Here is a 13464-nt window from a genome sequence, read left to right as displayed (position 1 = left end):
CTGGAAGCGCATCCAGGAGAGCGGCCGGTTCCCGGGTGGCTGCCGACCGCGGTCGTCGCGGACATCCTGGCGCAGGCGACGGACGCGCTGAACAAGGACTCGGCGGCAGGGCTCAACCCGCCTCAAGCACAAGCCTCGGCGCCGCAACCTTCGTCGTCGTTCGCGCCGTTGGTCCCGCCACCGCCGAGCGGACCGTCGTACTCCAGCGCCCCGCCGCGGCCCAGCGCACCGTCGTACTCCAGCGCCCCGCCGCATCCCGGCACGCGGCCGCCGCACCCGAACGGGCCTCCGCGTATTCCTCAGCCGCAGCAGCCGCAACCGCCGCAGCGTCAACCACTGCCACAGCAGCAGCCCCAGCCGCCGCGTCCGAACAGCCCCTACCAGAGCCCGCATTCGGGCCAGAACGGGAACGGCTCCTACTCCGGCGCGCCCTTCAGCGGCGCTCCCCCACAGTCCGCGCCGGGATCGGTACCGCATCACCCGTCGTCCTCGCAGCTGCCGTCGTACCCACCGCAGCAATACGGTTCTCGATCCGGCCCTGGGCAGCCCTATCAGCCGCCACCGGTGCACTACGGCTACGCGCCGTATCAGACGCCACCGCCGAGCAACGGCATCGCTACCGCCGCGCTCGTGCTCTCGCTGGTGGGATTCGCCGCGCCGTGCCTACTCGCCGTCGCACTGCCCTTAGGCGGGGTCGGCCTGTCTAAGGCGCGCAAGACCGGTGTAGGGCACGGTCAGGCTCTCGCGGCGACGATCGTGGCGAGCGTGCTGCTGCTCGGCTGGATCCTCTTCATCACCTTGTACGTGGCGAGCAAGCCATAGTCGGCACGCTCGTGAGCTGACACTGCGTCAGCGATGCGGCTCGGGCTGCTTCAGACATTGAAGCGGAACTCGACCACGTCGCCGTCCGCCATCACATAGTCCTTGCCCTCGATGCGTGCCTTGCCGCGAGCGCGGGCCTCGGCCACCGAGCCCGCGTCCACCAGGTCCTGGAACGAGATGACCTCGGCCTTGATGAAGCCGCGCTGGAAGTCGGTGTGGATGACGCCGGCCGCCTCGGGCGCGGTGGCGCCTTTGCGGATCGTCCAGGCGCGCGCCTCCTTCGGACCCGCCGTCAGATACGTCTGGAGGCCGAGGGTGTCGAAGCCGACCCGGGCCAGCTGGGTGATCCCGGACTCCTCCTGCCCCATGCTCTGCAGCAGTTCGAGCGCCTCCTCGTCGGACAGCTCGATCAGCTCGGACTCGATCTTCGCGTCGAGGAACACCGCCTCGGCCGGGGCGACCAGAGCTCGCATCTCCGCCTTGAGCTGATCGTTGGTCAGCTCCTCCTCGTCCACGTTGAACACGTAGATGAACGGCTTCGCGGTGAGCAGGTGCAGCTCGCGCAGCGGCTCGGGGTCGAGTCCGGCGGCGTAGACCGTGGTGCCCTCGTCGAGCACCTTCTTGGCCTGCTCGATGGCGGCGACCACGGCCTGCTTCTCCTTGGCCATCCGCGCCTCCTTCTGCAGGCGCGGCAGGACCTTCTCGATGGTCTGCAGGTCGGCCAGGATCAGCTCGGTGTTGATGGTCTCCAGGTCGCCGCGGGGGTCGACCTTGCCGTCCACGTGGTGCACGTCCGCGTCGCTGAACACCCGGATGACCTGGCAGATCGCGTCGGCCTCGCGGATGTGGGCGAGGAACTTGTTGCCCAGGCCCTCGCCCTCGGAGGCGCCGCGCACGATTCCGGCGATGTCCACGAAGGAGACGGTGGCCGGGACGATCCGCTCGGACTTGAACAGCGCGCCCAGCACGGCGAGCCGCGGATCGGGCACGCCCACCACCCCGACGTTCGGCTCGATCGTGGCGAACGGATAGTTCGCGGCGAGCACGTCGTTCTTGGTCAGCGCGTTGAAGAGGGTCGACTTGCCTACGTTCGGCAGGCCGACGATTCCGATCTGCAGGGCCATGGACGGCAAGTCTAGTTGTCCCTGTCGGTGCTAACTCCCACGATGTTGTTCGTGAACGCTGGAGAGCTGGTACTGCTGTTGATCGGGATCGCCCTCGGCCTCGTGCTGGGCGTGCTCTGGGAGCGCGGGCGCGGGCGCGGCCCCTCCGCCGAGGCGCTCGACCGGTCCACCGACCGGCTGCTCGGGCTGGCCGATCAGCAGTTCGCGCAGGTCGGACGGCCGATTCAGGAGTCGCTGCGGCACCTGGACGACCGGCTGCGCGAGATCGAGCGGGAGCGCAGCTCGGCGCAGGCCGCGCTGGCCCGGCAGATCGAGGACGTGCGCACCACCGGCGAGGAGCTGCGCGGGCAGACCGCTGCGCTGGTCACCGCGCTGCGCGCGCCGCAGGTGCGGGGCCGCTGGGGCGAGCTGCACCTGCGCCGCGCCGTGGAACTCGCCGGGCTGGTGGACCGGTGCGACTTCACCGAGCAGCTGGTGGTCGGGGCGACGCTCGACGGCGACGAGGGCGCGGCCCGGCCGGACCTGGTCGTGCACCTGGCCGGCGGCAAGAACGTGGTCGTGGACGCCAAGGTGCCGCTCGGGGCGTTCCTGGAGGCCGCGGAGGCGCGGGACGAGGAGATGCGCGCGGATCGGCTAAGGGCACACGCGCGGCAGCTAAGGGCCCACGTGGAGCAGCTGGGGTCGAGGGGGTACTGGAAGCGGCTTAACGCGGCCGGTGCCTCCACGCCGGAGTTCGTGGTGCTGTTCGTGCCCGGTGAGGCGTTCCTGTCCTACGCACTCGAAGCCGATTCGAACCTGCTGGAGTACGCGGCGGAGCGGCGCGTAATGCTCGCTTCGCCGACCACACTCATCACGTTGCTGCGTACCGTCGCGTACGCGTGGTCGCAGGACACGCTCGCCGCGGAGGCTCGTACGATCATCGACCTCGGCCGGGACTTGTACGACCGGATCGGCGTCCTGGCCGGGCATATCGACCGGCTCGGCGGGTCGCTGGGCAGCGCGGTCGCGGCATACAACCGGGCGGTCGGGTCGCTTGACTCGCGGGTGCTGGTGGCCGCGCGGCGGCTGCACGACCTCGGCGTCGGGGAGGCCGCACCCGAGACGCCGCGGCACCTGGACACCGCTCCCCGCTCTCCCAGCTCGCTGGACTCGCTGCTGCCGCTGCCGAGCGCGCCCGGCGGCCTGACGCCGCGTACTTCGTCTGATCGCATGACGCCGTGACGACGCAACGCCGCAACCCCGTAACGCCGCAACGCCGCAACGCCGTAACGCCGTAACGCGCCCAGGAGTGCATGAGAGGTCTCATTCACGCAGGTAGACGGGCTCTGATGCGTTCGGGGTGACGCATCATCCAGATGAGTGATCAGCGGGCGTGGCAGCGGCAGGCGGCCCGCGCGGGTTCCTACCGTGGCAGGTATGAGCCAGCACCCGGCGGCCGAACATGGATCCTCCGAGGGAAGCCTGTGGCACCCCCAACCGACTGCCCGGCACGCCGCTGATACGCGCGCCGAGCGGCCGGGAGACGGCTCGCGGAGCCTGGTGCGGCGGCCACCGAGTTCGATGCCCTCCTGGCCGAGCGGAGTCGGCCAACGCACCGGCTCGAGTTCGGGCGCGGGCTCGCGATCACAGCCCGGTCGCGGCGCGGGCTCTCGCCAGCAGCCGCTTCCCACACTCGCGCGACCGCTGGCCGGCAGTGCGCCGCTCACCGCGTTCGGCGTGTCGATGGTCCTGGTCGGCGCGTGCGCTATCGGCGCGACGCTGGATCTGCTTCTCGTCGGTACGGCCGCCTGGTGCCTTATCGGACTGTTCCTGGTCGGCAGCGCCTATGCGGCCGTGAAGGTACGACGATCCGACTGGTACTCGGCCGTGGTCGGCCCGCCGCTCGCCTTCGCAGTCGGATTGCTGCTCGTCGCCGCCTTCTCACCGCACGACATGGGCTCCGGGTTGATGGGAACCGTCGCGACGATGCTGGAGCTGCTGGCGTTCAAGGCGCGCGCGGTGTTCTTCGGTACCGCAGTGGCGCTGTGCGTCATCCTCGCCCGCAGGCTGCCCTTCCGGCGCTGAGCTGCTGGCGGCGCGTCAGCTGCTCGGCAGGTTGCGCCGCAATTCATGCGGAAGCGCGAACAGCAGCTTCTCCTGGGCCGAGCGGACCTCTTCGACGTCGCTGTACCCGCGCTCGGCGAGCAGCGCGAGGACGCCCTGAACCAGCTCCTCAGGCACCGAGGCGCCCGAGGTAAGGCCGACGGTCGTGACGCCCTCGAACCAGGCCGGGTCGATCTCCTCGGCGCGGTCCACCAGGTACGCGGAGTCGGCTCCGGCCTCGAGGGCCACCTCGACCAGCCGCACCGAGTTGGAGGAGTTGGCCGAGCCGACCACGATCAGCAGGTCGGACTGCGGGGCGATGCGCTTGACCGCGACCTGCCGGTTCTGCGTCGCGTAGCAGATGTCGTCGGACGGCGGGTCGATCAGCAGCGGGAAGCGCTCGCGCAGCTTGGCGACGGTCTGCTCGGTCTCGTCCACGGACAGCGTGGTCTGCGAGAGCCAGGCCACCCGGGAGGGGTCGCGCACCTCGACGTCGGCGACGCCCTCGGGGCCGTCCACCAGCTTGATGTGCTCGGGGGCCTCGCCGGTGGTGCCGATGACCTCCTCGTGGCCTTCGTGGCCGATGAGCAGGATGTCGTAGCCCTCGTCGGCGAAGCGCACCGCCTCCTTGTGCACCTTGGTCACCAGCGGGCAGGTCGCGTCGATGGTCCGCAGGCTGCGCCGCGACGCCTGGTCGTGCACCTCGGGGGCGACGCCGTGCGCCGAGAAGATCACGATCGCGCCCTCGGGCACCTCCTCGTTCTCCTCGACGAAGACGGCCCCGCGCTCCTCGAGCGTCTGCACGACGTGCTTGTTGTGCACGATCTGCTTGCGCACGTAGACCGGCGCGCCGTACTGCTCAAGCGCGCGTTCGACGGTCTGGACCGCGCGGTCCACGCCCGCGCAGTAGCCGCGCGGCGCGGCGAGCAGGACCCGCTTGCGCTGCGGGGCGTCGGCGGAGGCTGCGCTCGAGGCTGCGTCGGGCGCTGCGGAAACGGACCCTGAGGTGGCCGGGGCGGAACCGGAGGCGGTGACCATGTCTCCATGGTATTCGCGGACGCGGTGGGCGCCCCAGAGCAGGAGAGCCGATCTTTACATCTCCCGCACACTTTTTCCCTCGCCTGCGGGTCTGATCGGCGCGAGCACCCGATGTGAGCTTCGGCGTCGGCGCCGGCCGATACGGTTGTGACATGGCCCTGCAGACCTCTTTCGAGAACCCGGTGCCGGTCTCGACCCTCGCCACGATGGTCGGCGACTGGATCGACCGGCTGGGCGCGATTTGGGTCGAAGGTCAGATCACGCAGATCAGCAGGCGGCCGGGTGCCGGGATGGTGTTTCTCACATTGCGCGATCCGTCGCACGACGTGTCGGTGAGCGTGACGTGTTACCGCAGCGTGTTCGAGAAGGTGGTGCCGGCGCCGTCCGAGGGCGCGCGGGTCGTGGTGTGGGCGAAGCCGAACTTCTACCGGCAGCGCGGCCAGTTCTCGCTGCTCGCGCAGGAGTTGCGGCCGGTCGGCATCGGCGAGTTGCTGGCCCGGCTGGAGGAGCTCAAGCGCAGGCTGGCAGCGGAGGGGCTGTTCGACGCGGCGCTGAAGCAGCCGCTGCCGTTCCTGCCGCACTTGATCGGGCTCATCTGCGGTCGGGCCTCCGCGGCCGAGAAGGACGTGCTGGAGAACGCCCAGCGGCGCTGGCCGGGAGTCCGGTTCGAGGTGCGTGAGACGGCGGTGCAGGGCGCGGGCGCGGTGGCCGGGGTGACCGCGGCGCTGGCTGAGCTGGACGCTCATCCCGAGGTGGACGTGATCGTGATCGCGCGGGGCGGCGGTTCGGTGGAGGATCTGCTGCCGTTTTCTGATGAACAGCTCATCCGGGCGGTGGCCGCCTGCCGGACCCCGGTGGTCTCCGCGATCGGGCACGAGCCGGACTCGCCGCTGCTGGACCTGGTCGCCGACCTGCGCGCCTCGACTCCGACGGACGCGGCGAAGCGGATCGTGCCGGACGTGCACGAGGAGATGGAGCGGGTCGCGCAGGCGCGGCGCAGGCTGTGGGGCACGGTCAATCAGCTGTTGGACCGCGAGCGCCGGGCGTTGGAGGGCTTCCGGTCCCGGCCGGTGCTGGCGGCGCCGTACGGCATGATCGACCAGCGCGCGCAGGAGGTCGCGGCGCTGCGGGACCGGGCGTACCGGTGCGCGCGCCACAAGGTCACCCAGGACGATGAGGTGCTGACGCAGACCCTGGCGAGGGTGCGTGCGCTCTCTCCGCTCGCGACGTTGGAGCGCGGCTACGCGGTGGTGCAGCGCGCGGGTGGGGCGGTGGTACGCAAGCCGGAGGAGGTGGAGCCGGGCGACGCGCTCACGCTGCGGCTGGCCGGCGGCTCGCTGAACGCGACGGTGGCTGATCAGGCCGAGGCTGACTCGGCAGTCGGCGCCGGTGCCTGACTAGGCCGAGGCCGGTTCGGCGGTCGGCGCCGGGTGGCTGATTAGGGTCAGCGCTGAGACAGGTCAACGGTGATTCGGGGCGACGCTGATTCGAGTCAGCGCTGATTCGGGAGCCAGGCCGTGAGCGCGATGCCGCGCGGTTCGTGGAAGCCGAGGTCGCGGTAGAGCGATTCGCCCTGGTCCGAGGCGTGCAGGTCCACGCGCGGAACGCCGCGGGCACGCAGCCAGTCGAGAGTCGCCACGACGACGGCGCGGGCGTGGCCTTGACGGCGGAATCGCGGATCGGTCGCGACGCTGAGGATGTAGCCGGTCTGGCCGGTCCAGTTCGCCGGGCCGGGCAGCCGCTGCTGGATCACGCCGACCGAGCAGGCGGCCAGCATGCCGGGCTGATCCGGCGCGTCGGTGACGAAGGCCTGCAGCGGGCCGGCCGGGTCGGCCAGTGCGGTACGGAAGGCCGCCACGCAGGGCTCGCGCCAGGAGTGGTCCGGGATCGGGCCGAAGGTGGAGATCATCACCTCGCGCAGCCGGGTCAGCTCCTCGGCATCGGAGACCACCGCTTGGCGCGCCGCGATTCCCACAGTTCGACTCCTTGCGTGTAGCTGTCGCCACGGCAACCTATCGTGGTCGCCATGGCTGAAGAAGCGAATTCCGCGGCGCGCGACGACCTGAGCGGGCTCGGCTACGAGCAGGCGCGCGAGGAACTGGTCGCAACGGTGCAGCGGCTCGAGGCCGGCGGGCTTTCGCTGGAGGATTCGCTGGCGCTGTGGGAGCGCGGCGAGGCGTTGGCCGCGCACTGCCAGGCGAAGCTCGACGGCGCGCGGGCGCGTCTTGATGCGGCCGTCGCCGCCCGCGAGGAAAGCTGAAGAGAGCTGACGTACGGATGAGTACGGGCTGGGAGCACAGGGCGGGCCGACCAAAGCGACATGCGTCCGGTTCTTCTAGGCCGATCCCGCTCAGCGCGGGCTGACCGAGCCGCGCTCCGGCCGGGCGGTCAGTGCAGCGCGGCGGCCAGCTTTTCCAGGTCCGCGAGCGGGGCGCTGCCGGCCACGATGACGGTCGACTTCGCGTTCTGCGCGTAGAGCAGCGTCTTGAGCCCTCCCGGGGCGGTGCCGGTGTAGCGCTGCCACTCGGTCGGGGTGGCGTCGGCGATCTGGACCGCGGTGTCCTGGCTCGCGTTCGAGTGCTGGTCGTTCAGGTAGCTGGCGAAGGATTCGCTGGTCTGCTCCAGCGAGGCGTAGCCGCCGCTCGGGGTGAGGTAGCCCAGGTGCCATTCGGCCGGTCCGGAGCCCCCCGCCGGGTTGTAGTAAGCCGAGGTGAGCTTCCAGTCCGCGGGCAGCCCGGTCGGCGCGAGCACCGGGAACGGCTCGGCCGCGCGGGCGGCGCCGAGCGTGGTCTGATACGCGGCGGCGTCCACCGGATGCACCGGGTTGCCCGCCTTCGAGGGCTTGACCGCGAGCACCACGGCGATCGGCACCGCGATGACCGCCAGGGAGAGCACCATGTCCCGGACGGTGGTTCTGAGCCGCGACTTAGCCGAGTTCGCCATGCCTCCATCGTCTCCGATCCGCCGCGGCGGCCGACGACCGGGGGCGGGTTGTCCGGATCGCTACGATCAATAGACCGGCGAATCAGCGGATTCTTCGGCCGCCCCCTCAGCGGCCCGCCGCCTCTTCATGATGTCCCGTGCGGAAGGACACCACCATGAGTAGCACGTCCGAGACCGAAAACCCTCAGCTTCCCGACCGGAACCTGGCCCTTGAGCTGGTGCGCGTCACCGAGGCCGCCGCGATGGCGGCCGGCCGCTGGGTAGGCCGGGGCGACAAGATCGGCGCGGACGGCGCGGCGGTCGGCGCCATGCGGCACCTGATCAACACCGTCTCGATGGACGGGGTCGTGGTGATCGGCGAGGGCGAGAAGGACAACGCCCCGATGCTGTACAACGGCGAGCACGTCGGCAACGGCGACGGACCCGAATGCGACGTGGCAGTCGACCCGATCGACGGCACCACGCTGAACGCCAAGGGCATGCCGAACGCGATCGCGGTCATCGCGCTGGCCGAGCGCGGCGCGATGTACGACCCGTCCGCGGTCTTCTACATGGAGAAGCTGGTCACGGGCGCGGAGGCGGCGGACGCCGTGGACATCACCGCCTCGGTCGAGCACAACATCCGCGCGGTCGCGCGGGCGAAGGGCTGCCGGCCGACCGAGGTGACCGTGGTCATCCTGGACCGGCCGCGGCACGAGAACCTGGTGCGCGAGGTGCGCGAGACCGGCGCGCGCATCAAGTTCATCTCGGACGGCGACGTGGCCGGAGCGATCATGGCGGTGCGCCCGGACACCGGAATCGACCTGCTGCTCGGCGTCGGCGGCACGCCGGAGGGCATCATCGCCGCCTGCGCGATGAAGTGCCTCGGCGGCGTGATCCAGGGCCGGCTCTGGCCGCGCGACGACGCGGAGCGGCGCAAGGCGCTGGACGCGGGCCACGATCTGGACCGGGTGCTGACCACGGACGACCTGGTCACCGGCGAGAACGCGTTCGTCGCCATCACCGGGATCACCGACGGCGAGTTGGTGCGCGGAGTGCGGTACCGCGCCGGCGGGGCGATAACGTCCTCGCTCGTGATGCGGTCGAAGAGCGGCACGGTCCGCCGGATCGACTCAGAGCACCGGCTCGACAAGCTGCGTAAGTTCAGCGCCATCGACTTCGGCTGAGTCTCAGACCGCGGCGCGCTGGCCGGTCACTGACCGGCCAGCGCGGCGTTGACGCGTTTCAACTCATCCTTTTAGCGTTTCCGACGGGCATCGGGCGGATCCGGGTGTTACCTCTGTTTGAGGGAACAACCATCTTCAGGGTCGCGATCGCCTCGGAGGCGCTGATGTCGGGTCAGATCGAGGACACCGCCGCGAACGTCGTACCCGTCGAGGAGGACGCCCGACGGGTACGGCTGGTGTTCGCCGGGGTGATGCTCGGGATGTTCCTGGCCGCGCTCGACCAGACCATCGTGTCCACGGCGCTGCCGACCATCGTCAGCGACCTGGGCGGGGCGAACCACTTGTCCTGGGTGGTCACCGCGTACATGCTCGCTTCGACCGCGACCACCCCGCTGTGGGGCAAACTCGGCGACCTGTTCGGCCGCAAGACCGTCTTCCAGGTCTGCATCGTCATCTTCCTGGCCGGCTCGGTACTGTGCGGAGTCGCGCACAACATGCCCCAGCTGATCGCCTTCCGCGCTTTCCAGGGCATCGGCGGCGGCGGGCTGATGGTGCTCGCCATGGCGGTCATCGCGGATGTCGTGCCGCCGCGGGACCGCGGCCGGTACCAGGGCGTCATCGGGGCCGTGTTCGGCGTCTCCTCGGTGCTCGGCCCGCTGCTCGGCGGCTTCCTGGTCGACAACCTGTCCTGGCGCTGGGTTTTCTACGTCAACCTGCCGGTCGGCGTGGTCGCGCTGGGCGTCATCGCGACCGCGCTGCGCACCAAGAGCCCGGAGCAGCGGCCCCGCATCGACTACGCCGGCACCACGCTGCTCGCCGCCGCTTCGACCTGCCTGGTACTGATCACCAGCCTCGGCGGCAGCACCTGGGCCTGGAACTCCGTCGAGGTGTGGGGCTGCGGGATCGGCGCGGTGGTGCTGCTGTTCGGGTTCGTACTCGTGGAGCAGCGGGTCGCCGAGCCGGTGCTGCCGCTGCACCTGTTCCGCAACCCGGTGTTCTCCATGTGCTCGGCGATCGGGTTCGTGGTCGGCCTGTGCATGTTCGGCGCGCTCTCGTTCATCCCGCTGTTCATGCAGGTGGTCAACGGCAACTCCCCGACCGTCTCCGGGCTGCGGCTGCTGCCGCTGATGGGCGGTCTGCTCATCGCCTCCATCGGCAGCGGGCAGCTGATCAGTAAGACCGGCAGATACAAGATCTATCCGATCATCGGCACGGCCCTGATGGCGGTCGGGCTCTATCTGCTCTCCCGCATCGACGACCATTCCAGCGCGACGGTCATGGGCGTGGACATGGCGGTGTTCGGCTTCGGTCTCGGCATGACCATGCAGGTGCTGATCATCGCCGTGCAGAACGCCGTGGAGTACGCGAATCTCGGGACCGCGACCTCCGGCGCGACGTACTTCCGCTCCATCGGCGGCTCGTTCGGCGCCTCGATCTTCGGCACGATCCTGAACAACCAGCTCAGCTCGAAGGTCACCGGCGCGCTGAAGGACGGCACGCTGCCGACCACGTTCCCGGTGCAACGCGTGCTCGAATCGCCGACCTCGGTGCACCAGTTGCCGCACACGCAGGCCGCGCCGTTCCTGCACATCTTCGCGTTGTCGATGCAGACGGTGTTCCTTATCGCGGTGCCGATCACGCTCGTCGCGTTCCTGCTCACGCTGTTCCTGCGCGAGGTGCCGCTGCGCGGCGCGACCAGGGCGTCGGAGCTCGGCGAGGCGACCGGCCTGCCGACCTTCCGCAGCTCGCTGGACGAGATCGAGCGCGCGCTGACCAGGCTGACCAGCCGGCAGAACCTGTGGGACCGGTACCAGACCGTGATCGAGCGCGCCGGGGTGGACATCACGGTTCCGCAGGCGTACGGCGTGTTCCGGCTCTACCACGTCGGCCCGATCACCGACCAGGCGGCGGCCCGGCGGCTCGGCGTGCCGGTCGAACAGGTCCGCGCGAAGATCGACGGGATCATCGCGGGCGGTTTCGCGCAGCGCGACGCGGACGGGCTGGTAACGCTGACGCCGGCCGGAGTGCAGATCATCGACCAGCTCTCCAGCGCGCGCTCGGAGATCCTGCAGGAGCAGCTGGCCGGCTGGTCGCCTGAGCAGCACGCGGACTTGTTGGCGATGCTGCGTCAGCTCGCCGACAACTCGCTGGACGCGCCGAACCGGGACCTGATGTCGCGTCAGGGGTGACTGCGTTAGCCGGTTACCGCGGTCCGCAGTCCGTCTGACCACGGCGCGGGACGCAGGTCGCCGCGTGTTACCTTCACGATGGTGCGGGTACCGCGCGCGTGCTCGATCTCCGCGCCGTCGTCTCCCTCAGACAGACAACGGAACGTGTACACGGCGCTGGTCCGGCCGAGCCGCCCGAGTCCGATCTCGACGACGAGTTCGCCGCGCTCGCGGGTGAACGGCCGCAGGAACTCGATCTCGTAGTGCTTGACCACGACATAGCTGTCCGATGGGTCCAGCCCGGTCAGCGAGTGGTACAGCGCGGTCATGGCGCGCTCGACGTGGATCGCGTAACGCGCGTTGTGCAGGACGCCCACCATGTCCAGTTCGTCGAACCAGACGGTCGCGCGGTGGAGGTAGAGCGGCTTGCCGGATGCTTCAGCGTTCATCGGCCCTTGAGCCATTTCTTCCTCGGGCCCTTGCTCTCGACGCTGCCGAACACCGCGACGCCCTGCACGTGCACGACCGGCGTCTCCGGTCCGAACAGGGTGCCGGGTCTGGCCGCGAGCTTGCGCGAGCCGAAGATCGCGCTGCCTTCGTCGTGCAGGATGACGCCCTCCGGGACGCGGATGATCACCTCGCCGAACACGGCGTTCGCGACGATGGTGATCTCGCGCTGTTCGAGCATCGCCTCGGTCAGGTCGAGCTCGATCGAGCCGAAGATCGCGCGGGCGTTGAGGCCGGAGCGCACGAGCCAGCGGCCAGTCCGCTTCGTCTCGCTGAACAGTGCGACGACCGGTTCTCCGCCGCTGTACCGCGTGGCGGCGTCCGCGGCGGCCAGGTCGGTGAGCCCCGCACCGGTCGCGGTGGCGGCTGCCGTGGGCGGCGCGAAGACCACCGGCAGGTCCGACACCAGAGGCCGCAGCTCGCCCATCGTCTTCGCGGCATAGACGGCCTCGAGCCGCTCGCTGTGCTCCTCGGAACTCAGCCGCCCTTCCGCGAAGGCCCGCCCCAGCAGTTCGGCGACGTGCTCACGGTCGGCATCGGAGGCGCGCAGGCCGGGATTGCGGTCTTCCGGACCACGCATCGCAGGAGAAGTCACCCCGCTACGCTACCCGGCGCGAGGCGCTTATCGCGCGGGCATAGGCTTCGTACATAGTCCGTGACGCCGCGAGGCCGCGGGCTGATGAAAAGTACGGTCACAGGAGGCTTGTGCATGCCCGAGTTCGCTTATTCAGACCTGCTGCCGCTCGGGCCGGACGAGACCGAGTACCGGCTGCTGACTACCGAGGGCGTGTCGACGGTGTCCGCCGCGGGCCGCACCTTCCTTCAGGTCGAGCCCTCCGCGCTGCGGCTGCTGACCGACACGGCGATGCACGACATCGCGCACTACCTGCGGCCGGCGCACCTGACCCAGCTCGCCTCGATCATGAACGACGCCGAGGCCTCGCCGAACGACCGGTTCGTCGCGCTCGACCTGTTGAAGAACGCGAACATCGCGGCCGGCGGAGTGCTGCCGATGTGCCAGGACACCGGGACCGCGATCGTGATGGGCAAGCGCGGGCAGAACGTGCTGACCGACGGCGGCGACGAGTCGCACATCGCGCAGGGCGTATACGACGCCTACACACGACTGAACCTGCGGTACTCGCAGATGGCGCCGCTGACCATGTGGGAGGAGAAGAACACCGGCTCCAACCTCCCGGCGCAGATCGAGCTGTACGCCACCTCCGGGTCCGCGTACAAGTTCCTGTTCATGGCGAAGGGCGGCGGCTCGGCGAACAAGTCGTTCCTGTATCAGGAGACGAAGGCGGTCCTCAATCCGAAGGCGATGCTGCGGTTCCTCGAGGAGAAGATCCGCTCGCTGGGGACCTCGGCCTGCCCGCCGTACCACCTGGCGATCGTGGTCGGCGGCACCTCCGCGGAGTACGCGCTCAAGACCGCCAAGTACGCCTCGGCGAAGTACCTCGACACCCTGCCGACCTCGGGTTCGATGCTGGCGCACGGCTTCCGGGACCTGGAGCTCGAGGCCGAGGTGCTGGAGCTGACCCGGCACATCGGGATCGGCGCGCAGTTCGGCGGCAAGTACTTCTGCCACGACGTGCGGGTGATCCGGCTGCC

The 13464-nt window shown here is 69.9% G+C and carries 13 protein-coding genes and 1 pseudogene; 8 read left to right on the top strand and 6 right to left on the bottom strand.

Features of this window, described 5'->3' with window-relative positions:
* Positions 1 to 822: pseudogene (locus tag VFB40_RS17630) on the top strand (DUF4190 domain-containing protein); the annotation flags it as partial.
* Positions 823 to 872: 50 nt separating this feature from the next.
* Here the strand turns inward: VFB40_RS17630 and ychF are convergent.
* Positions 873 to 1946, bottom strand: coding sequence for a redox-regulated ATPase YchF (gene ychF, locus VFB40_RS17625; RefSeq protein WP_324851986.1), 1074 nt, complete (start codon positions 1944 to 1946; stop codon positions 873 to 875).
* 51 nt (positions 1947 to 1997) lie between these two features.
* On the opposite strand from ychF, the gene VFB40_RS17620 reads away from it, so the two are divergent.
* Positions 1998 to 3167, top strand: a complete 1170-nt coding sequence (locus VFB40_RS17620) for a DNA recombination protein RmuC (RefSeq protein WP_324851984.1) — start codon at positions 1998 to 2000, stop codon at positions 3165 to 3167.
* Positions 3168 to 3362: 195 nt separating this feature from the next.
* Complete coding sequence (locus VFB40_RS17615) at positions 3363 to 4010, top strand: DUF6542 domain-containing protein (RefSeq protein ID WP_324851982.1); 648 nt, start codon at positions 3363 to 3365, stop codon at positions 4008 to 4010.
* A 15-nt stretch (positions 4011 to 4025) separates the two neighbouring features.
* Here the strand turns inward: VFB40_RS17615 and VFB40_RS17610 are convergent, their stop codons facing one another.
* Entirely contained in the window at positions 4026 to 5066 is a 1041-nt protein-coding gene (locus VFB40_RS17610; protein WP_324851980.1) for a 4-hydroxy-3-methylbut-2-enyl diphosphate reductase, read from the bottom strand.
* 152 nt (positions 5067 to 5218) lie between these two features.
* Here VFB40_RS17610 and xseA point away from each other — a divergent pair, with 152 nt between their 5' ends.
* Entirely contained in the window at positions 5219 to 6463 is a 1245-nt protein-coding gene (gene xseA / locus VFB40_RS17605; protein ID WP_324851978.1) for an exodeoxyribonuclease VII large subunit, read from the top strand.
* A 95-nt stretch (positions 6464 to 6558) separates the two neighbouring features.
* Here the strand turns inward: xseA and VFB40_RS17600 are convergent, their stop codons facing one another.
* Entirely contained in the window at positions 6559 to 7041 is a 483-nt protein-coding gene (locus tag VFB40_RS17600; protein WP_324851976.1) for a GNAT family N-acetyltransferase, read from the bottom strand.
* Positions 7042 to 7092: 51 nt separating this feature from the next.
* Between VFB40_RS17600 and VFB40_RS17595 the strand changes: the two genes are divergently transcribed.
* A complete protein-coding gene (locus VFB40_RS17595) occupies positions 7093 to 7326 on the top strand; it encodes an exodeoxyribonuclease VII small subunit (RefSeq protein ID WP_324851974.1) in 234 nt (77 codons plus the stop codon).
* A gap of 128 nt (positions 7327 to 7454) precedes the next feature.
* Here VFB40_RS17595 and VFB40_RS17590 read toward each other — a convergent pair whose 3' ends face one another.
* Positions 7455 to 8009, bottom strand: a complete 555-nt coding sequence (locus VFB40_RS17590; RefSeq protein ID WP_324851972.1) for a DUF4245 domain-containing protein — start codon at positions 8007 to 8009, stop codon at positions 7455 to 7457.
* 155 nt (positions 8010 to 8164) lie between these two features.
* Here VFB40_RS17590 and glpX point away from each other — a divergent pair, with 155 nt between their 5' ends.
* Both glpX and VFB40_RS17580 read left to right on the top strand, forming a co-directional pair.
* Complete coding sequence (glpX, locus tag VFB40_RS17585) at positions 8165 to 9175, top strand: class II fructose-bisphosphatase (RefSeq protein WP_324851970.1); 1011 nt, start codon at positions 8165 to 8167, stop codon at positions 9173 to 9175.
* Positions 9176 to 9339: 164 nt separating this feature from the next.
* Entirely contained in the window at positions 9340 to 11364 is a 2025-nt protein-coding gene (locus tag VFB40_RS17580; protein WP_324851968.1) for an MFS transporter, read from the top strand.
* Between the two features lie 5 nt (positions 11365 to 11369).
* Here VFB40_RS17580 and VFB40_RS17575 read toward each other — a convergent pair whose 3' ends face one another.
* Both VFB40_RS17575 and VFB40_RS17570 read right to left on the bottom strand, forming a co-directional pair.
* Entirely contained in the window at positions 11370 to 11792 is a 423-nt protein-coding gene (locus tag VFB40_RS17575) for an acyl-CoA thioesterase (protein WP_324851966.1), read from the bottom strand.
* Positions 11789 to 12445 (bottom strand): DUF1707 SHOCT-like domain-containing protein, encoded by a 657-nt coding sequence (locus tag VFB40_RS17570; RefSeq protein WP_324851964.1) that lies wholly within the window; start codon positions 12443 to 12445, stop codon positions 11789 to 11791. Before VFB40_RS17570 ends, VFB40_RS17575 begins: the two co-directional genes overlap by 4 nt.
* A 114-nt stretch (positions 12446 to 12559) precedes the next feature.
* Between VFB40_RS17570 and VFB40_RS17565 the strand changes: the two genes are divergently transcribed.
* Positions 12560 to 13464, top strand: a 905-nt coding sequence (locus VFB40_RS17565) for a fumarate hydratase (RefSeq protein ID WP_324851962.1), incomplete at its 3' end; no start/stop codon positions are given.

Origin of the sequence: Actinocrinis sp., from assembly GCF_035650855.1 — a bacterium.
Classification (GTDB): domain Bacteria; phylum Actinomycetota; class Actinomycetes; order Streptomycetales; family Catenulisporaceae; genus Actinocrinis.
This window is presented reverse-complemented; position numbering and strand designations above follow the sequence as displayed.